The following is a 19,209-nucleotide window of genomic DNA, read 5'->3' on the forward strand; positions in this document are numbered from 1 at the left end:
CGGGATGAGCGTTTCCGAGCTGATGCAGACGATGGACTATGGCCCCGCCCCCGAAAGCCCGGCCGAGGCGCTGGACTGGCTGGCGGGGCACGGGAACCGGTTCGGGCTGTTCATCGCGGGCCGGTTCACCGAGCCGCGCGCGGGGGTCGAGGCACGCAACCCCGCCACGGGCGAGGTGCTGGCGATGCTGACCGCCGCGACGCCCGGAGAGGTGGAGGACGCCGTGGCCGCCGCGCGCCGTGCGCAGCCGAAATGGGCCGGTCTGGGCGGGGCGGCGCGGGCGCGGCATCTGCGCGCGCTGGCCCGGCTGATCCGCCAGCGCGCCCGCCTGATCGCGGTGCTGGAGACGCTGGACAGCGGCCAGCCGATCCGCGAAAGCCGCGAGACGGGAGAGGCGCAGGCCGAGCGGCTGTTCCATCACCATGCGGGGCTGGCGCAGCTTCTGGAGCAGGACTTGCCCGGCCATGTGCCGCTGGGCGTCTGCGGTCTGATCCTGCCCTCGACCCTGCCCTTCGTGATGCTGGCCTCGATGGCCGCGCCCGCGCTTGCGGCGGGGAACACGATTGTTCTGAAACCGGCCGAACGGACCTCGCTGGGCGCGTTGCTGTTTGCCGATCTTGCGCGCGCGGCGGGGCTGCCCAGGGGGGTCGTCAATGTCGTGACCGGTGGCGTGGCGGTGGGCGAGGCGATGGTGGCCCATCCCGGGATCGACGGGATCGGGTTTGCCGGGTCCGCCGGGGTCGGGCGGGCGATCCGGACGGCGGCGGCGGGCAGCGGCAAGGCGCTGGGGCTGCATCTGTCGGCCAAGCCGCCGGTGATCGTCTTCGAGGATGCCGATCTGGATGCGGCGGTCGAAGGCGCGGTCGAGGCGATGTGCAGCCGCGGCCCGGCGGGCGGTGCGGGGGCGCGGCTGATCCTTCAGGAGGGGATCGCCGGGGATTTCCTTGTGCGGCTGAAGGCGCGGATGGCGGGGCTGCGGTTGGGCGATCCGCTGGACAGAGGCACCGATATCGGCGCGCTGATCGACGAAGGCCAGCGCGACCATGTGGCCGCGCTGGTGGCCGAGGGCGCGGCGGAGGGCGATCTTTTCCAGCCCGATGGCGCGTTGCCCGGACGGGGGGCGTTCCATCCGCCGACGCTGGTCTCGGGGCTGGCCTCGGCCTCGCGGCTGATGCAGGCGGAGGTTTTCGGCCCCGTGCTGGTCTCGACCACCTTCCGCACGCCGACCGAGGCGGTGCAACTGGCCAATGACGCCCGCCATGGGCAGGTGGCGAGCGTCTGGTCCGAGACCATCACCCTGGCGCTGGACGTGGCGCCGAGGCTGGCGGCGGGGGTCGTCCGGATGAACGGGGCGAACCTGGTCGATGCGGCCGGAGTCGGCGGCCTGGACGGGCTGACCGCGTATCTGCGGCCCGAGGGACGGGGACGGGGAAAGCGGCTGAAACCGCCCGCCCCGCCCCGGCAAGGCGATCCGCTGGCGCGGGCCGAAAGGCTGTGGATCGGGGGCAAGCGGGTGCCGCCAAGCGGTGGGCAGGCGCGCGCGATCCATGGGCCGCGCGGGCAGGTGATCGGCCATGTGGGGCTGGCCACGCGCGAGGATGTCCAAGCCGCGGTGGCGGCGGCGCGCAAGGCACAACCGGGATGGGCGACGCAGGACGCGCAGGCCCGTGCGCAGGTGCTATGCACCATCGCCGAGGCCCTGTCGGCGCGGGCGTCCGAGGTCGCGGACCTTTTGCGGACGATGACCGGGGCACCCGGCGCAAAGGCCGAGGTGGCGCAAAGTGTCGAACGGCTGTTCACATGGGCCGCCCGCGCCGGGACGCAGGCGGGCGAGATCAGGCCGGGGCCGATCCGCGGCACGGCGCTGGCGATGGCGGTGCCGGTTGGCGTGATCGGCGCGCTTTGCCCGGACGAGGCGCCGCTTCTGGGCCTTGTCTCGGTGCTGGCGCCCGCCATCGCGATGGGCAATGCCTGCGTGCTGGTCCCCTCGGAGCCCTGCCCGCTGGCGGCGACGGCGTTCGGCGAGGTGCTGGAGGCATCGGACCTGCCGGGGGGTGTGGTGAACCTGCTCACCGGGGCGCATGCCGCGCTGGCCGAACCGCTGGCCGCGCATATGGATGTCGATGCGGTCTGGTCGTTTTCATCCGCGGACCTGTCCGCCGGGATCGAGCGCGCGGCGGCGGGCGACCTGAAACGGAGCTGGGTCAATCACGGACGCGCCCGCGACTGGTGGGGCGCGGAGGGCGAGGACCGCGCGTTCCTGCGCGCGGCCACCGATGTCAGGACGATCCTGATCCCGTGGGGGGCCTGAGCGTTACCGCCCGCCCCCGCCGAACAGACGGCGCAGGACCGCCCCGGCGCGGCTGTCCGGGTCGTCGATCAGCGGTTCGATCCGGTTCTCCTTGAACCGGGCGAACACCGTCCAGACCCACGCCGCGAAGACCGCGAGGCTGAACAGGACGGCGATGTTGAACCACGGGATGATGAACTCGTCCGGACCCTCGGCGGGGCGCACGGCGACCGCGTTGGGGTAGATCGAGAGATATTCGTTGCGCCAGCCGTAATGGGTGACCACCACCCATTGCGGGTTTTCCTTGGTCGAGATCAGATCCCGCGCCATGGCCTGAAGATTCGAGGTGTTGACCTTGAAATAGGGCGGCCAGCCCCAGCCGGTATCCTCGTTGCGATAGACCATCGGCTTGTCGTTGGGGCGGAAGGTCTCGATGAAATGCACGTCGCGATTGGCGACGCCGCCCGCCGTGCCGGGCGCCGAGCCCGCCCAGAAGATCGAGTTGTCGCCGAAGTCGATCCGGCGCACCTCGGTATTGGTGATGCGCACGATGTCGTGCTGGGGCAGCGTGTAGTGCAGGAAGGAGAAGACCAGCGCGGCGATCACCGCAATGAAGGTCCATTTGACGTAAACCATCGCAGCCTCACGTATAATTGACGATGTAGACGATCGTGCCGACCACGATCATCGGAATGATGTAGACCCCGAGGATCAGCCTGCGCCGCAGCGAGCGGTCATAGAGGGCAAGCCCCTTGCGGACGAAGGCGTCGCGGTCGCCCGTGCCGATCTTCTCGTCCCAGTGGCGCCGCAGCTTCTGGCGGCGCATGGCGCGGGAATAGAGCGAGACGGAAACATAGACCACCGTCAGGACGACGAACCCCATCAGAAGAAAACGCAGCAGGGCGATCATCTCGGCCCCCCTCGGCCGCAGGATAACGGGTCAGCCTCTTGCGTTCCGATATAGGCGCATCGGATGGGTTTTGCACCCTGCCGCAACGCCGCGGCGCGATTGCTGTGGCGATCGGCGCGCGCTAGGCTCTCGCGATGGACGAGGACAGATGGCAGAGGCTGGAGGCGGCGATTGCCGCGCGGCGCGACGATCTGGTGGCGCTGACGCAGGCATTGATCCGCATCCCCACGCTGAACCCGCCGGGGCGGAACTATCGCGAGATCTGCGAATTCCTTGCCGCCCGGCTGGCGGCAAAAGGGTTTGGCATCGAGATGATCCGCGCCACGGGCGCACCGGCCGACAGCGACGCGCATCCGCGCTGGAACCTGATCGCCCGGCATGAGGGCGCGGAACCGGGGGAATGCGTGCATTTCAACGGCCATCACGATGTCGTCGAGGTCGGCCATGGCTGGAGCGTCGATCCCTTTGGCGGCGAGGTTCGGGAGGGCCGCGTCTATGGCCGGGGCGCCTGCGACATGAAGGGGGGCATCGCCGCGGCCGTGATCGCCGCCGAAGCCTTTGTCGAGACCTGCCCGGATTATCGCGGCGCGGTCGAGATCAGCGCCACGGCGGACGAGGAATCGGGCGGCTATGGCGGTGTCGCGTGGCTCGCCGAACGCGGCTGGTTCGACCCCGACCGGGTGCAGCATGTCATCATCCCCGAACCGCTGAACAAGGACCGCATCTGCCTGGGCCATCGCGGCGTCTGGTGGGCCGAGATCGAGACGCAGGGGCGCATCGCCCATGGCTCGATGCCCTTCCTCGGCGATTGCGCGGTGCGCCACATGGGCGCGGTGATTGCCGAGATGGAGGAAACGCTGTTCCCGCTGCTGGCGGGCCGGCAGACCGCGATGCCGGTGGTGCCCGAAGGGGCGCGGTCCTCGACGCTGAACATCAACGCGATCCATGGCGGCGAGCCGGAGCAGGAGCCCGGCTATACCGGCCTGCCCGCGCCCTGCGTGCCCGACCGCTGCCGCATCGTGATCGACCGGCGCGTGCTGATCGAGGAGGACATCGCCGAGGTCAAGGCCGAGATCGCCGCACTGATGGAGCGGGTCAAGGCGCGGCGGCCGGGCTTTGGCTACGAGATCCGGGAATTGTTCGAGGTGGCGCCGACCATGGCCCCGCGCGATGCCCCGGTGGTGACGACCGTGGCGCAGGCGATCACGCATGTGCTGGGCCGGGCGCCCGATTTCGTCGTCTCGCCCGGCACCTATGACCAGAAGCATATCGACCGGATCGGGCGGCTGAAGAACTGCATCGCCTATGGGCCGGGGATCCTGGACCTGGCGCATCAGCCCGACGAATGGGTGGGCATCGAGGACATGCTGGACAGCGCGCGGGTGATGGCGCGGGTGCTGGGGATGCTGCTGCGGTGACGGACCGGCGGCGGGTCGCAAGGGGGGCGCTGCCCCCGTCCTTGCGGACTCCCCCCGGGGTATTTGGGCCAAGAAGAAACAGGGCGCGCGGGATCAATGGGCCGGGGCGTTGACCGGGTCGAGCAGGGTGCGCCCGCCATCGACCGTCAGGATCTGGCCGGTGATGAACTGCGCGCCCTCCGAGGCGAGGAACTGCACCGTCTCGGCCAGTTCGGCGGGCTTGGCGATGCGGCCGAGCGGGGTGTGGTCGCGGATGTCGTCGCGATATTCGGCGTGATCCTTGAGCACACCCTGAAGGCTGGCCGAAAGCACAGAGCCGAAGGCCACCGCGTTCACCCGGATCCGGTGCGGCGCGAGCGCGACGGCCATCGAGCGCGTAAGCTGGTCCAGCGCGGCGCAGCTGACCGAATAGCCCATCAGGTCGGGATGGGTGCGCCGGGCCGCGATCGAGGAGAGGTTCACGATCGCCCCCGCGCAGCCCTCGTCCAGCCCGTCCGCCTCGGCCTGGCGGATCATCCGGCGGGCGACGCATTGGCTGAGGCGCAGGCCGGTCATCAGGTTCTGCTGCAACAGCGTCTCGACCGCGTCCTGATCGGGGTCGAGCGGGTCCGAGGCGATCATCTGGCGGCTGGCATTCACCAGGATGTCGATCCGGTCGAAGGCGTCGATGGTCGCCGAGAGCAGGTTGGCGATCGTCAGCCTTTCGCGCAGGTCGCCCGCGAAATAGCGCATGTTGCCTTCGGCTTCGGTCTGCTTGCCGCATTCGTCGGTCAGGCGGTCCTCGTCGATATCGGCGAACATCACATTGGCACCGCGATCCACGAAGTGGCGCGCGATGGCGAGGCCCACGCCATTGGCTGCGCCCGTCACGATGGCGGTCTTGCCGGAGATGGAGAAGGACATGCGGTGGAACTCCTGATTCGGATGCCCAAGCTAGGCGATTTCACCGCCCCCCGCGAGCGGCGCGCCTTGGCCTGTGCCCATGCAGGACCTTGAAGCCCGCATCGCCGCCGATCTCGTGGGTCTCGACGAACAGCGCGGCAAGGTCGCGTTCATAGGGCAGATGGCGGTTGGCGACGACAAAGACCTGCCCGTGCGGCGCGAGCAGGCGGGCGGCGGCGGCCAGGAAGGCGCGGCCGAGGCCGGGATCGGCGGCGCGCGAGGCATGGAAGGGCGGGTTGGCCAGCACGATGTCGAAGGGCGCATCGGGGGCGAAGGCGGTGGCGTCGGCCCAGTGGAAGCGGGCGCGCGGGTCGGGGACATTGGCGCGCGCGCAGGACAGGGCGGCGTGGTCGGCCTCGATCAGGTGCATCTCGGCGATCTCGGGATGGGCGGAGAGCGCCTCGCCCGCCAGGTAACCCCAGCCTGCGCCCAGATCGGCGACGCGCCCCTTCAGCTTGGCGGGAAGGGCGGCGAGCAGCAGCGCCGAGCCACGGTCCACCCCGTCCGCCGAGAAGACGCCCGGCGCGGTGCGGTAGCGGCCTTCGATCAACGCCCCCTCGCCCGGGCGCCACTCGGCGAAGGCGGCGGGGTCCGCGGTGAACGAGAAGCATTTGCCATGGGCCTTGGCGAAGGGCGCCGTGACATCGGCCCCCTGCCCCTTGATCGCCCTGAACAGGCTGTCGACCCCGTCGGTCTTGTCGCCATCCACGATCACCGGCCCGCCAGCGGTCAGGGCCAGCGCCTCTGCGATCCAGGCGCGGCCCAGCGCCTTGGCGCGCGGCACCACGACCATGGCGGCGGCGAAATCGCCCGTGGGGGAAACGACCACGTTCCAGCCGCGCCGCACCCAGGCATCGTGATCGGGGGCGAAGCCCTGCACGATCTGCACCCGGTCCTTCGGCAGCGCCGAGAGATCCGCGGCCGCCGAGGGGCCGAAGACCGCAATGCGGCCGGTATCGGGCAAGGCGACCGCGCCGCTATGCAGCGCAAGGGTCAGGCGGGCATCGGACATGAGGTGCTTTCCGGAATGCGGGCGCGCGGCCCTATTCCTTTTCCATGGTGCATTGCAGCGGGTGCTGGTGGCGGCGGGCGAAATCCATCACCTGCGCGACCTTGGTCTCGGCCACCTCGAAGCTGAAGACGCCCACCACCGCGACGCCCTTCTTGTGCACGACCAGCATCAGTTCGAAGGCCTGCGCATGGGTCATGCCGAAGAAGCGTTCCAGGACATGCACGACGAATTCCATCGGGGTGTAGTCGTCGTTCAGCAGCAGCACCTTGTAGAGCGGCGGGCGCTGGGTCCTGGGGCGTGTCTTGGTGATGACCCCGGTCTCGCCTTCGGGGGCGTCGCCCTTGTCGGCCATCATGCGAGGGTCGGTGGTCACGGCGGCCCGTCTCCGGCAAATCGGGTGGTGTTCGGCTTGGGCCTCTTTATATATGCGGGTCGGCCCGTCTGAAAAGGGTCGAGCATGGGAGCCGGGCGCGGGATGTCCAGGGCGATCACGACAATCGGGTTCGATGCCGACGACACGCTCTGGCAGAACGAGCGGTTCTTCCGCATGACGCAGGAGCGATTCGCCGCTTTGCTGGCCGATTACACCGAGGCCGACCGGCTGATGGAGCGGCTGCTGGCGGCCGAGAAGCGCAACCTTGGCCATTACGGATTCGGCATCAAGGGCTTCGTGCTGTCGATGATCGAGACCGCGATCGAGGTGACCGAGGACCGGGTGCCTGCCAGCGTGATCCGCGAATTGCTGGCGGCGGGGCAGGAGATGCTGCGCCATCCGATCGAGCTGATGCCCGAGGCGCGGGAGGCCGTGGAATCACTGGCGGCCGATTACCGTATCCTTTTGATAACCAAAGGCGATCTGCTGGACCAGGAGCGCAAGCTGGCGCAGTCGGGGCTGGGCGATCTGTTCGACGGGGTCGAGATCGTGTCGGACAAGACCGCGCCGCGCTATGATGCGATCTTTGCCCGCCATGGCGAGGGGGCAAGCCACGCGGCGATGGTGGGCAACTCGCTGAAATCGGACGTGATCCCGGCCATCGAGGCGGGCGCCTGGGGCGTGTTCGTGCCGCATGACCTGACCTGGGAACTGGAACATGCCGAACCGCCGCGGGGCCATGCCCGTTTTGCCGAATTGCAACATCTGGGCGAATTGCCCGACCTGATCGCGGCGCTTGGCTGAGGCCGAAAGGCAGGGATTGTTGCCTGCGGGTCAGTCGGCGCGATATCTCGATCAACCTTTGTTTAACTGGCAAACTCCCCAGAAACGGGGTATTTTCCGGCACCGATGGCTGTGCTACGCTTCGCACAGAAACGATCGCCCACTGAAAAAATCCGGGCGACGAGAGGCAGTGAGAAGGCAGCAGCCGTGCAACGTTCGGGGCAGTACGTCCGGCGCATATTCGTCGTATCGTTCATCGCGGTCGCGATGGCGTTCGTGACATCCGGGGCGCGCGCCGCGCCCTACGCGGCCATGGTGATCGACGCGCGGTCGGGCGAGGTTCTGCATGCGCAGAACGCCGATACCCGGCTAAATCCGGCCTCGCTGACCAAGATGATGACGCTCTATGTCGTCTTCGAGGCGGTGCAGAACGGCGAGATCAGCCTGGACGATTACGTCACCATCTCGCGCAAGGCCGCGTCCGAGCCGCCCTCGAAGCTTGGGCTGAAAGCGGGCCAGAGGCTTCAGTTGCGCTATCTGATCCGCGCGGCCGCGATCAAGTCGGCCAATGATGCGGCAACCGCCCTGGCCGAGGCGATCGAGGGGTCCGAGGCGGCCTTTGCCCGGCGGATGAACCGCACCGCCAAGGCGATGGGCATGACCCGCACCACCTTCCGCAACGCCCATGGCCTGACCCAGGAGGGGCACCTGTCCACGGCGCGGGACATGACGACGCTGGGGCGCAACCTGTTCTATCACTACCCGCAATATTACAACCTGTTCTCGCGCGAGAGCACGCATGCGGGGATCGCAACGGTGTCGAATACCAATCGCCGCCTGCTGGCCAGCTATCGCGGCGCCGACGGGATCAAGACCGGCTATACCCGCGCAGCGGGGTTCAACCTGGTGGCCTCGGCCGACCGGGGCGGCAAGCGGATCATCGCGACCGTGTTCGGCGGCGCCTCTCCGGCAAGCCGCAATGCCAAGGTGGCCGAACTGCTGGACCTCGGGTTCCAGCGCTCGCCGAACCGCGTTGCGCTGCGCACGCCGACGCGGCCCACCTATGCCGGCAAGATAGGGCCAGACGGGGGCGACGGGGACACGGTGCGCGTTTCGATGCGGCTTGCCGCGTCGCCCCGCCCCGCGATGCGGCCGGCTGCGCAGCCGCCCGCCGCGCTGATGGCAGCTGTCGTCGAGAGCGTCGAAAGCGCGCTGGAAGCCGCCCAGACCGAACTGGCCATCGTCGCGACGGCCGAGGCTGCGACCCCGGAGCCTGAACCGGCACGGCGCCCCGTCCCAGGCATTGCACCACGCGCACGGCCCGAGAATATCGTGCTGGCTGCGGTGGATACGACGCCCCCCCCCGAACCCCGCCCGGACAGGGCGGTCGATGAGGTCGGACAAGAGGTCGTGACCCGGCTTTCCTCTTCGGGCGGCCGGATGTGGGGCATCAATGTCGGGCGTTACGGCTCGCGCTACCAGGCCGAACGGGTGCTGCTGAGAACCGCGTTGCAGGAAATCGGAACGCTCGATTCCGCACTGCGCAAGGTGGTCCAGAACAGCCGGGGGTTCGAGGCGAATTTCGTGGGCCTGACCGAGGACGAGGCGGCGATCGCATGTCGCAGATTGCAGGCCCAGGGATCGGAATGCACCCAGATCGGTCCGCAATCGTAATCGACTGGACGTCCCCCGCCCTGCCCCTGCCCGTTCCGGCCTGTGCCGGGTCCGGGGCAGGCATCCGAGACATCGCGACATGGCGTGACCGGGATCGTGTGCACGCGGACCCGACGGGACGCGCCCGGAGGGCCGCGAGCCGGAGTCGGGTTATCCTCTCGACGGTTCGAGACCGACGGGGCGCGGGCCGACCCCTTTCCGGTCCGCCCGGGACGGTCAGTGCGCCATCAGGATCGGCACCCCGGTTCGTTCCAGCATGTCCCGCGTGGCCCCGCCCAGGATCGCCTCGCGGAAACGGGAATGGCCATAGGCGCCCATCACCATCATGTCGGCCTCGATGTCCTGGACGTGGCGTTGCAGGACGTCCGAGATGCGCGGCATGGTCTTGGCCAGGACCGATATCTCGGCCCGGACCCCGTGGCGCGACAGCATCTGCGACAGCGCCCCGCCCGGGTCCGAGCGATCCGAGGCATGCTTGGGCGGGTCGACGATGGCGATGTTCACGAGTTCGGCGGCCTGCATCAGCGGCATCGCCTGCTTGATCGCGGCCATCGCCTCGTGGCTCTGGTTCCAGGCGATCACGATCTTCTGGCCGATCACCGCAGCATCCGCGTCCTCGGGCATGATCAGAAGCGGTGCATGGCCGTCGAACAGCACCGCCTCGGTGGCCGCCTCGTCCTCGATCCCGCGCCGTTCGCCATAGGGGCGGGGCATCACGACAAGGTCCGAATACCGTGCGCGCTGCGCGACCAGGTGGCTCAACCCGGCGATCTGCGCGACCGCGGCCTCGGTAGCCCAGGCGATCCCCTCGCGGCCCAGCCGATCCTTGACGGCGGTCTCGATCGCGGCCGAATCCTCCTGCGCCTTGTGCAGCGTCTCCTGCTGGATGAAGGCGTTGGTGCCCGCATAGTAATAGCCCGTCTGGGTACGGTCCACGCCCAGGCAGAGGATGTCGAGATGAGCATCCTCCCGGTTCGCGAGCGTGATCGCGGACTCGAGCGCCGAATGGGCGATGTCGGTATCCGTGATGATCGTGAGAATGGTCTTGTAACCCACCTGAACTGCTCCTTCGCGTCGATCCCGACCTTGCCCGCAACTCTAGCGCCGAGGACGACGGCCGGGCTTTGACAAGGATCAACCAGACTTTGGAATCGTTCGAAGATGCCTTGACTTGGATCAATGCGTATTTTTGCATACAAATGGATACGACACGGTAACGTGAGGGGAGTCGGCCGCCGGGAATCGGCCGGATGAGACGAAGGGACTTCCAATGTGGGACTACGTTAAGATCGCCGTCTATGGCGTCATCGCGGTATGTGCCGCGATCGCGGCGAGCTATGCACGCGACTTCGCATATCAGGTTCATGCGCTGATTGTGATGCTGGTCGCGGCGGGGCTGTTTCTGTGGACCGTGCGGCGCACTGGCGACCCGAAACCGGTGCCCGACACAGGATATATGGACGATGTCGTCCGCGCGGGCGTCATCGCGACCGCATTCTGGGGAGTGATCGGCTTTGCCGCGGGCACCTTCATCGCCAGCCAGCTGGCCTTTCCCTGGCTCAATTTCGAATGGGCGCAGGGCTATCTGAACTTCGGCCGTCTGCGGCCCCTTCACACCTCGGCGGTGATTTTCGCCTTCGGCGGCAACGCCCTGATCGCGACCTCGTTCTATGTGGTCCAGCGCACCAGCGCCGCACGGCTCTGGGGCGGCAATGCCGCCTGGTTCGTGTTCTGGGGCTACCAGCTCTTCATCGTGCTTGCGGCGACGGGCTATGTGCTGGGCGCGACCCAGTCCAAGGAATACGCCGAGCCGGAATGGTATGTGGACATCTGGCTGACGATCATCTGGGTGGTCTATCTGGCGATCTTCCTCGGCACGATCTTCCGGCGCAAGGAACCCCATATCTACGTCGCGAACTGGTTCTACCTGTCCTTCATCGTGACCGTCGCGATGCTGCATATCGTCAACAACCTGTCGATCCCGGTCTCGATCTTCGGCTCGAAATCGGTGCAGGTCTTCGCGGGCGTGCAGGACGCGATGATCCAGTGGTGGTATGGCCACAACGCGGTCGGCTTCTTCCTGACCGCGGGCTTCCTGGGCATGATGTACTATTTCGTGCCCAAGCAGGCCGAACGCCCGGTCTACAGCTACAAGCTGTCGATCATCCACTTCTGGGCGCTGATCTTCCTTTATATCTGGGCCGGTCCGCACCACCTGCACTACACCGCGCTGCCCGACTGGGCCTCGACGCTGGGCATGGTGTTCTCGATCATGCTGTGGATGCCCTCCTGGGGGGGCATGATCAACGGCCTGATGACGCTGTCGGGAGCCTGGGACAAGCTGCGCACCGATCCGGTGATCCGGATGATGGTGGTCGCCGTGGGCTTCTACGGCATGTCCACCTTCGAAGGGCCGATGATGTCCATCAAGGCGGTCAACTCGCTGTCGCACTACACCGACTGGACCATCGGGCATGTGCATTCCGGCGCGCTGGGCTGGAATGGCATGATCACCTTTGGCGCGCTCTATTTCCTGGCGCCGCGGCTCTGGGGCAAGGAGCGGCTTTACTCCAATGCGCTGGTGTCCTGGCACTTCTGGCTCGCCACCATCGGGATCGTGCTCTACGCCGCCTCGATGTGGGTCTCGGGCATCATGGAAGGGCTGATGTGGCGTGAGGTCGATGCCCAGGGCTTCCTGGTCAACAGCTTCGCCGACACGGTCGACGCCAAGTTCCCGATGTATGTGGTCCGCGCCATCGGCGGGGGGCTTTATGTCCTCGGCGGTCTGATCATGTGCTTCAACATCTGGAAGACCGCCACCTCCGCACCGGCCCGTCAACCCGCGCGCGTCGCAGCCCCTGCGGAATGAGGAGCAGAAGCCATGGCCATTCTTGAAAAGCACAAGATCCTTGAGAAGAACGCCTCGCTGCTGCTGGTGTTCAGCTTCCTCGTGGTGACCGTCGGCGGTCTGGTGGAGATCGCGCCGCTCTTCTACCTCGAGAACACGATCGAGGAGGTGGAGGGCGTGCGCCCCTACTCGCCGATGGAGCTGGAAGGGCGCGACATCTATGTCCGCGAGGGCTGCTATGTCTGCCACAGCCAGATGATCCGTCCGATGCGCGACGAGGTGGAACGCTACGGGCATTACAGCCTTGCGGCCGAGTCGATGTATGACCATCCGTTCCAGTGGGGGTCCAAGCGGACGGGGCCGGATCTGGCCCGCGTCGGCGGGCGCTATTCGGACGACTGGCATGTGCAGCACCTGCGCGACCCGCAGGCGCTGGTGCCGGAATCGATCATGCCGAAATACGGCTTCCTCGAGAACCGGATGATCGACCCGCAGGGGATCGCGGACAAGCTGCGCGTTCACCGCATGGTCGGCGTGCCCTATACCGACGAGATGATCGAGAACGCGGTGGCGGATTTCAACGCGCAGATCGACCCGTTCTCGGATGGCGCCGATGCGTTGCTGGAACGCTATCCCGGCGCGCAGGTGCGCAATTTCGACGGCAAGCCGGGCATCTCGGAAATGGATGCGCTGGTGGCCTACCTTCAAATGCTGGGCACGCTGGTCGATTTCTCGACCTTCGAGCCGCATGCAAGCCGGTAGGGGGGTGCAATGGAAACCTATACCGCCATGCGCGCCTTTGCGGACAGCTGGATGCTCTTGTTCCTGACGCTGTTCTTCGTCGGCGTGATCTTCTGGGCGCTGCGCCCGGGCAGCGCGCGGGTGCATCGCGACAGCGCCGATATCCCGTTCCGACATGACAACGAACCCGCCCCGTCCCGCGACGCGGATGAGGCCGCCCGCCACAAGGAGGCGCGGACATGAGCACGAGCGACAAGAAACCCCTGCCCGAAGACGTGGTCGGCACCACCGGGCACAGTTGGGACGGCATCGAGGAGTTGAACAACCCCCTGCCGCGCTGGTGGCTCTGGTCCTTCTACGCCTGCATCGCCTTCGCGCTGATCTATGTGGTCCTCTACCCGGCGGTTCCGCTGAAATCGGGCGCGACGCCGGGGCTTCTGGGTCATTCGACCCGGGCCGAGGTGGCGCGCGAGATCGAGCGCTTCCATGAGGCGAATGCCGACCTGGTGGCGCGCCTGATCGAGGCGGACCTGGACCCCGAGGTGATCCGCGCCGATCCCGACCTCTACAACTACGCCGTGCAGGGCGGGGCCGCGGTGTTCCGGACCTGGTGCGCGCAGTGCCACGGCTCGGGTGCGGCGGGCGTGCAGGCGGCGGGCTATCCCAGCCTTCTGGACGATGACTGGCTGTGGGGTGGCGCGCTGGAGGACATCTATACCACCGTGACCCATGGCATCCGCAACGAGGACGATCCCGATGCGCGCTGGTCCCAGATGCCTGCCTTCGGTGTGGACGAGTTGCTGACCCAGGAGGAAATCGGGCAGGTCGTGCATTACGTCCGAAAAATTTCCGGACAGGAACATGATGCCGCATTGGCAAGCGATGGCGAAGAGGTGTTTCTATACAACTGTGCCTCGTGCCACATGGACGATGGAACCGGAGACCGCTACCAGGGCGCGCCCAATCTGACGGATGCGATCTGGCTTTATGGCGGAAGTGTCGAGACGCTGACCGAGACGGTGTTCTATTCGCGCTTTGGCGTCATGCCGAGCCACCAGGAACGCCTGAGCGAGGCCGACCGGCGTGCGGTTGCGACCTATGTCCATCAGCTTGGCGGGGGCGAGTGAGATCAAAGTCTTCCGGGGGCCGCAAGGCCCCCGGTCGATGGCACCGGCCCCCATCCTGTTCGCGCGTTTCCACGGGGGCCGGTGTTCATCCTCGCCCATCCCCCCGAACCCGTCCAGCGCGCCAGATGAGACCCGGCTGTTCGTCCGCGCACAGATTTGGAACTTTTCCAGTTCTCAGGCGGGGTGCCCGCTGATTCGGTCCGGCCGCGGCCCACAATGTGAACGGGCGGACGCTTTCAATCGCCCGGCGCAAGGTCTAGTTAGAACAGATGCAGGGTCCAGTGTCGCGCCGCGACCGGCCGGCCGGGCCTGCAGCCCGAACGGAGAGAGCCCGTGAGCTCGACAGAACAGCCCCCCGAACGCCTTTACGTCGCCCGCGAACCGATCTTTCCGCGCCGCGTCTCGGGCAGGTTCCGCACCATCAGATGGTGGCTTCTCGCGATCTGCCTCGGCCTTTATTATCTTCTGCCCTGGCTGCGCTGGGACCGGGGGCCGAACCTCCCCGACCAGGCGGTGCTGATCGACCTTGCCAACCGGCGCTTCTTCTTCTTCTGGATCGAGATCTGGCCGCACGAGTTCTATTTCGTCGCGGGCCTGCTGATCATGGCGGGGCTGGGGCTGTTCCTGTTCACCTCGGCGCTGGGTCGGGTCTGGTGCGGCTATTTCTGCCCGCAGACGGTCTGGACCGACCTGTTCATCCTGACCGAGCGCTGGATCGAGGGCGACCGAAACAAGCGCGTGAGGCTGTGGAACCAGAAATGGGATTTCCGCAAGACGCGCCTGCGGTTCAGCAAGTGGACGCTGTGGCTGGCGATTTCCATTGCGACGGGCGGCGCCTGGGTGTTCTACTTCGCCGATGCGCCGACCCTGCTCTGGCAGCTTGTCACGCTTCAGGCCCACCCGGTCGCCTATTCCACGATCCTTGTTCTCACGCTGACGACGCTGATCCTGGGCGGGTTCATGCGCGAACAGGTCTGCATCTACATGTGTCCCTGGCCGCGCATCCAGGCCGCGATGATGGACGAGGACACGATCACCATCGGCTATCGCGACTGGCGGGGCGAGCCGCGCGGCAAGCATCGCAAGGCCGAAGGCGCCGAGGTGCTGGGCGATTGCATCGACTGCTTTGCCTGTGTGAACGTCTGCCCCATGGGCATCGACATCCGCGACGGCCAGCAACTGGCCTGCATCACCTGCGGGCTGTGCATCGACGCCTGCGACGAGGTGATGGAGAAGATCGGCAAGCCGCGCGGGCTGGTCGACTACATGGCGCTGTCGGACGAGACGCGCGAACGCGCAGGCGAAAGGCCCCGCTCGGTCTGGACCCATGTCTTCCGCACCCGCACCGTCCTTTATACCGTGCTCTGGTCGGCGGTCGGCGTGGGCCTGATGGTCGCGCTGTTCGTGCGCTCCGACATCGACCTGACGGTGGCGCCGATCCGCAACCCGACCTTCGTGACGCTGTCGGACGGCTCGATCCGCAACGCCTATGAGGTGCGTGTGCGCAACATGCAGGGCGAGGCGCGCGATTTCGCGATCACCGTCGTCCCGGCGGATGTCTTCAAGATCGAGATCGAGGGCGCCGAGGGCGGCACGTTCACCGTTGCGCCGGATGCGACCGAGCTCAAGCGCGTCTATGTCATCGTCCCCCCGGGCAGCGCCCCGGCAACCGCCCAGAGCACGCCAATGCGGCTGTGGCTGGAAGACCTGGCCGCCGCCGAGCGGGCCTTCAACGACACCATCTTTCACGGAAGGACAACGCCATGAAAACGAATGAACTGACAGGTCGAAAGGTTCTTTTCATCGTGGTTTCGTTCTTCGGGGTCATCATCGTCGTCAACCTCTTCATGGCGTTCAAGGCGGTCAGCACCTTCCCCGGCCTGGAGGTCAAGAACTCCTATGTCGCCAGCCAGCATTTTGACGCGATGCGCGACGCGCAAGAGGCGCTGGGCTGGACCGCAGGGGCCGATTACGACGCCGCGGCGGGGCTGTTCCTGCTGCGCCTGACGGATGCCGATGGCTTGCCGGTGCGGGCGCCCGAGGTGGCGGTAACGATCGGCCGGGCGACCAGCACGCGCGACGACCGCGCACCCGGACTGACCTATTACAACGGCGCGTTCTCGGCGCCCATGGAACTTGGCCCCGGCTACTGGACGGTGCGTCTCGAAGCCCGGGCCGCGGATGGCACGCTGTTCCGCCAGCGGCTGCAGCTTTACGTCCGGGGCTAGGACGATGGGCGCCGCGCTTCCGTCCCGGCCCGCGGCCTGCCCGGCCTGCGCGGTGGTCCCCTCGGCCGAGGCGCTGGCCGAGGCTGCTGCGCCGCGGGATGCACGACTGGTACTGTCCCTGCCCACGATCCATTGTGCGGGATGCATCTCGGCGGTCGAGCGTGCCCTGGAGGCGACCCCCGGCGTGCGGGAGGCGCGCGTGAACCTGACGTTGAAACGCGTCGCAGTCGCAACCGAACCGGACCTGACCGCCGAGGCCCTGATCACCGTGCTCGACCGGGCAGGCTACGAGGCGCATGAGCTCGACGCCGGCATGATCGCCGCGACCGCGACCGACAGGGCAGGGCGCGACCTGTTGATGCGCATCGCGGTCTCGGGCTTTGCGATGATGAACATCATGCTGCTGTCGGTGGCGGTCTGGTCGGGGGCCAGCGACTTCACCCGCGACATGTTCCACTGGATCTCGGCGATGATCGCATTGCCCACCGTCGCCTTTGCCGGCCAGCCCTTCTTTCGCAGCGCCGCACGGGCGCTGGGGGCGCGACGGCTGAACATGGATGTGCCGATTTCCCTGGCGCTGATCCTGGCCACGGGCTTTTCGCTTTACGAGACCTCGCAGCACGGGCCGCACGCCTATTTCGACGCGGCGGTCGCGCTGACCTTCTTCCTTCTGGCGGGGCGCTATCTCGACCACCGTACCCGCGCGGTGGCGCGCTCCGCGGCCGAGGAACTGGCCGCGCTGGAAGTGCCGCGCGCGATCAGGCGGCGGGCCGACGGCACCGAGGAAACCGTGCCCGTGGCCGGAATCACGGTGGGCGACATCGTGCTGGTGAAACCCGGCGCGCGCGTGCCGGTGGACGGCGTGATCGCCGAGGGCCGGTCCGAGATCGACCGTTCCCTGCTGACCGGAGAGACCCTGCCCGCCTATGCCGAGCCCGGTCTTGCGGTCTCGGCGGGCGAGGTGAACCTGACCGGGCCGCTTGCCGTGACCGTCACCGCCGCGGGGCAGGACACGTCGCTGCACCGCATGGCAGAACTGGTGGCTGTCGCCGAAAGCGCGAAGAACCGCTACACCTCGCTCGCCGACCGGGCGGCGCGGGTCTATTCGCCCGGTGTGCATGTGCTGGCGCTGGGCGCGTTTATCGGCTGGCTCTGGCTGTCGGGGGGCGATGTCCGGCTGTCGGTCAACATCGCGGTGGCACTGTTGATCATCACCTGCCCCTGTGCGCTGGGCCTTGCGGTACCGGCGGTGAGCACGGCGGCTTCGGGACGGCTGTTCCGCAAGGGCATGCTTATCAAGGACGGCACCGTGCTGGAACGCCTGGCCGAGGTCGATACGGTCGTGTTCGACAAGACCGGCACCCTGACGCTGGGCATGCCGGAACCAACCAATCTGGGCGAGCATGCGAGGCGCGATCTGGAAATCGCGCTGGCGCTAGCCGAGGCATCGGGCCACCCGCTGGCCCGCGCGCTGGCCGATGCAGCGCGCAAGGCGGGGCTGCACCCCGCGCGGCTGTCGGATATCCGCGAGGTGCCGGGCCACGGGGTCGAGGGGCGGTTGGCGGGCGAGACAGTGCGCCTGGGCCGCGCCGCCTGGGTCGGGGCCGAAGCCGCGGGCACGACAGCGGCCTGGCTGCGCATGGGACAGGCGACGCCGGTCGCCTTCACCTTTGCCGACCGTCTGCGGCCGGGGGCCGAGGCGGCCATCGCGGCACTCAGGGCGCAGGGCATGGCGGTGCGTCTGGTTTCGGGCGATGCTCCGGCGCCGGTGGCCGAACTGGCGGCCCGGCTGGGCATCGCCGACTGGACCGCCGAGGCGCTGCCCGGCGACAAGGCGGCGCTGATCCACGGGCTGACCGAGCGCGGTTCCCGGGTCCTGATGATCGGCGACGGGCTGAACGACACCGCTGCCCTTGCCGCCGCGCATGCCTCGATCTCGCCCGCGACCGCGCTTGATGCGGCGCGCGTCGCCTCCGACATCGTCCTGCTGGGCACCGATCTGACGCCGCTGGGCGAGGTGGTGACGACCGCGCGCAAGGCCGTGCGCCGCATCCATGAGAACTTCACGATATCCGCCATCTACAACGTGATCGCCATACCGATCGCGCTGGTGGGCTTTGCCACACCGCTGGCCGCGGCGCTGGCGATGTCGGCCTCCTCGATCACCGTTTCGCTCAACGCGCTGCGGCTACGGTGAACGCGATGGAGGTGCTCGCCTTCCTGATCCCGATCGCGCTGTTTCTCGGCGGTCTGGGGCTTGCGGCCTTCTTCTGGGCATTGAAGGACCAGCAGTTCGATGATCCGGAAGGGGATTCTCGGCGCATTCTGAACGACGACTGGGACGACCAGCCGCGGCCCTGACCGCCCTGCATCCGCCGGTTGACTGTTGAGGGGACGACGATGGGGCGTCGATTGCCCATGACACCACGCCGACCGGGAAGGCCGTCGTTCAGACCGCACCTTGCACCAGTTCGATCCGGTTGCCGAACGGGTCGTCGATGAAGAACCGCCGCAGCCCGGGCACGCGGTCATCCCAGTGCAGGTCGAGTCCCGCCCGCTCCAGCCGTTCGGCCAGAGCGTCGAGCTTGCGCACCATCAGCGCGGGATGCGCCTTGCGCGCCGGACGAAAGTCGGGCTCGACGCCCAGATGGATCCGCAGCTCACCGCGCTGGAACCATACGCCGCCGACAGCCCCGAAAGGGCGCGCGTCCTCGTCAAGGCCCAGCAAGTCGCCATAGAAGGCGCGCGCCTGCGCCTCGCCGCCTGCGGGCATGGCAAGCTGGACATGGTGCAGGGCGTGGGGGAACATCTCTGCCTCCTCTGGCCACCCGGGCAGGCGCGGCCGCCGCGCTGATACGGTCGA

At 67.6% G+C, this 19,209-nt stretch carries 19 protein-coding genes; 12 read left to right on the forward strand and 7 right to left on the reverse strand.

Annotation, left to right across the window (positions count from 1 at the left end; all coding sequences use genetic code 11):
* Positions 1 to 4: 4 nt before the first annotated feature.
* The gene (locus EV216_RS05300) at positions 5 to 2,311 is read left to right on the forward strand and encodes an aldehyde dehydrogenase family protein (RefSeq protein ID WP_132694024.1); all 2,307 of its coding nucleotides are present in this window, start codon (positions 5 to 7) and stop codon (positions 2,309 to 2,311) included.
* 3 nt (positions 2,312 to 2,314) lie between these two features.
* Here EV216_RS05300 and EV216_RS05305 read toward each other — a convergent pair whose 3' ends face one another.
* A complete protein-coding gene (locus EV216_RS05305) occupies positions 2,315 to 2,926 on the reverse strand; it encodes a DUF1523 family protein (RefSeq protein ID WP_132694025.1) in 612 nt (203 codons plus the stop codon).
* A 7-nt stretch (positions 2,927 to 2,933) separates the two neighbouring features.
* A complete protein-coding gene (locus EV216_RS05310) occupies positions 2,934 to 3,200 on the reverse strand; it encodes a hypothetical protein (protein WP_132694026.1) in 267 nt (88 codons plus the stop codon).
* Between the two features lie 134 nt (positions 3,201 to 3,334).
* On the opposite strand from EV216_RS05310, the gene EV216_RS05315 reads away from it, so the two are divergent.
* The gene (locus EV216_RS05315; protein ID WP_132694027.1) at positions 3,335 to 4,618 is read left to right on the forward strand and encodes an acetylornithine deacetylase/succinyl-diaminopimelate desuccinylase family protein; all 1,284 of its coding nucleotides are present in this window, start codon (positions 3,335 to 3,337) and stop codon (positions 4,616 to 4,618) included.
* A 93-nt stretch (positions 4,619 to 4,711) separates the two neighbouring features.
* On the opposite strand, the gene EV216_RS05320 is transcribed toward EV216_RS05315, so the two are convergent.
* Genes EV216_RS05320 through clpS form a run of 3 tightly spaced genes read right to left on the reverse strand, consistent with a single transcriptional unit; the run spans position 4,712 to position 6,924 of the window.
* On the reverse strand, positions 4,712 to 5,521 hold the full coding sequence (locus tag EV216_RS05320) for an SDR family NAD(P)-dependent oxidoreductase (RefSeq protein WP_132694028.1): 810 nt from the start codon (positions 5,519 to 5,521) through the stop codon (positions 4,712 to 4,714).
* 40 nt (positions 5,522 to 5,561) lie between these two features.
* Positions 5,562 to 6,572 carry a class I SAM-dependent methyltransferase gene (locus tag EV216_RS05325; RefSeq protein WP_132694029.1) on the reverse strand — a complete coding sequence of 337 codons (1,011 nt, stop codon included), beginning with the start codon at positions 6,570 to 6,572 and terminating at the stop codon, positions 5,562 to 5,564.
* A 31-nt stretch (positions 6,573 to 6,603) separates the two neighbouring features.
* Entirely contained in the window at positions 6,604 to 6,924 is a 321-nt protein-coding gene (gene clpS, locus EV216_RS05330) for an ATP-dependent Clp protease adapter ClpS (protein ID WP_132694132.1), read from the reverse strand.
* Positions 6,925 to 7,047: 123 nt separating this feature from the next.
* Here clpS and EV216_RS05335 point away from each other — a divergent pair, with 123 nt between their 5' ends.
* Both EV216_RS05335 and EV216_RS05340 read left to right on the forward strand, forming a co-directional pair.
* Entirely contained in the window at positions 7,048 to 7,749 is a 702-nt protein-coding gene (locus EV216_RS05335) for an HAD family hydrolase (RefSeq protein WP_132694030.1), read from the forward strand.
* Between the two features lie 246 nt (positions 7,750 to 7,995).
* A complete protein-coding gene (locus EV216_RS05340) occupies positions 7,996 to 9,402 on the forward strand; it encodes a D-alanyl-D-alanine carboxypeptidase family protein (RefSeq protein ID WP_243641972.1) in 1,407 nt (468 codons plus the stop codon).
* A 216-nt stretch (positions 9,403 to 9,618) separates the two neighbouring features.
* On the opposite strand, the gene EV216_RS05345 is transcribed toward EV216_RS05340, so the two are convergent.
* A complete protein-coding gene (locus EV216_RS05345; protein WP_132694032.1) occupies positions 9,619 to 10,458 on the reverse strand; it encodes a universal stress protein in 840 nt (279 codons plus the stop codon).
* Positions 10,459 to 10,672: 214 nt separating this feature from the next.
* Between EV216_RS05345 and ccoN the strand changes: the two genes are divergently transcribed.
* The 8 genes from ccoN to ccoS all read left to right on the forward strand — a co-directional run bounded on the left by ccoN (position 10,673) and on the right by ccoS (position 18,707).
* Complete coding sequence (ccoN, locus tag EV216_RS05350) at positions 10,673 to 12,271, forward strand: cytochrome-c oxidase, cbb3-type subunit I (protein ID WP_132694033.1); 1,599 nt, start codon at positions 10,673 to 10,675, stop codon at positions 12,269 to 12,271.
* A gap of 12 nt (positions 12,272 to 12,283) precedes the next feature.
* A complete protein-coding gene (gene ccoO, locus EV216_RS05355; RefSeq protein ID WP_132694034.1) occupies positions 12,284 to 13,012 on the forward strand; it encodes a cytochrome-c oxidase, cbb3-type subunit II in 729 nt (242 codons plus the stop codon).
* A 9-nt stretch (positions 13,013 to 13,021) separates the two neighbouring features.
* The gene (locus EV216_RS05360; protein WP_132694035.1) at positions 13,022 to 13,234 is read left to right on the forward strand and encodes a cbb3-type cytochrome c oxidase subunit 3; all 213 of its coding nucleotides are present in this window, start codon (positions 13,022 to 13,024) and stop codon (positions 13,232 to 13,234) included.
* Positions 13,231 to 14,118, forward strand: coding sequence for a cytochrome-c oxidase, cbb3-type subunit III (gene ccoP, locus EV216_RS05365; RefSeq protein WP_132694036.1), 888 nt, complete (start codon positions 13,231 to 13,233; stop codon positions 14,116 to 14,118). The genes EV216_RS05360 and ccoP overlap by 4 nt, the downstream gene beginning before the upstream one ends.
* Before the next feature lie 333 nt (positions 14,119 to 14,451).
* Positions 14,452 to 15,885: a cytochrome c oxidase accessory protein CcoG gene (gene ccoG / locus EV216_RS05370; protein ID WP_132694037.1), complete on the forward strand. Its 1,434-nt coding sequence runs from the start codon at positions 14,452 to 14,454 to the stop codon at positions 15,883 to 15,885.
* On the forward strand, positions 15,882 to 16,346 hold the full coding sequence (locus EV216_RS05375) for a FixH family protein (protein ID WP_132694038.1): 465 nt from the start codon (positions 15,882 to 15,884) through the stop codon (positions 16,344 to 16,346). The genes ccoG and EV216_RS05375 overlap by 4 nt, the downstream gene beginning before the upstream one ends.
* Before the next feature lie 4 nt (positions 16,347 to 16,350).
* A complete protein-coding gene (locus tag EV216_RS05380) occupies positions 16,351 to 18,543 on the forward strand; it encodes a heavy metal translocating P-type ATPase (RefSeq protein WP_132694039.1) in 2,193 nt (730 codons plus the stop codon).
* 5 nt (positions 18,544 to 18,548) lie between these two features.
* Positions 18,549 to 18,707, forward strand: coding sequence for a cbb3-type cytochrome oxidase assembly protein CcoS (gene ccoS, locus EV216_RS05385; protein WP_132694040.1), 159 nt, complete (start codon positions 18,549 to 18,551; stop codon positions 18,705 to 18,707).
* Positions 18,708 to 18,795: 88 nt separating this feature from the next.
* Here the strand turns inward: ccoS and EV216_RS05390 are convergent, their stop codons facing one another.
* Positions 18,796 to 19,155: a VOC family protein gene (locus EV216_RS05390; RefSeq protein ID WP_132694041.1), complete on the reverse strand. Its 360-nt coding sequence runs from the start codon at positions 19,153 to 19,155 to the stop codon at positions 18,796 to 18,798.
* Positions 19,156 to 19,209: the final 54 nt, after the last annotated feature.

The organism is Rhodovulum steppense, assembly GCF_004339675.1.
In the GTDB taxonomy this organism is placed as follows: domain Bacteria; phylum Pseudomonadota; class Alphaproteobacteria; order Rhodobacterales; family Rhodobacteraceae; genus Rhodovulum; species Rhodovulum steppense.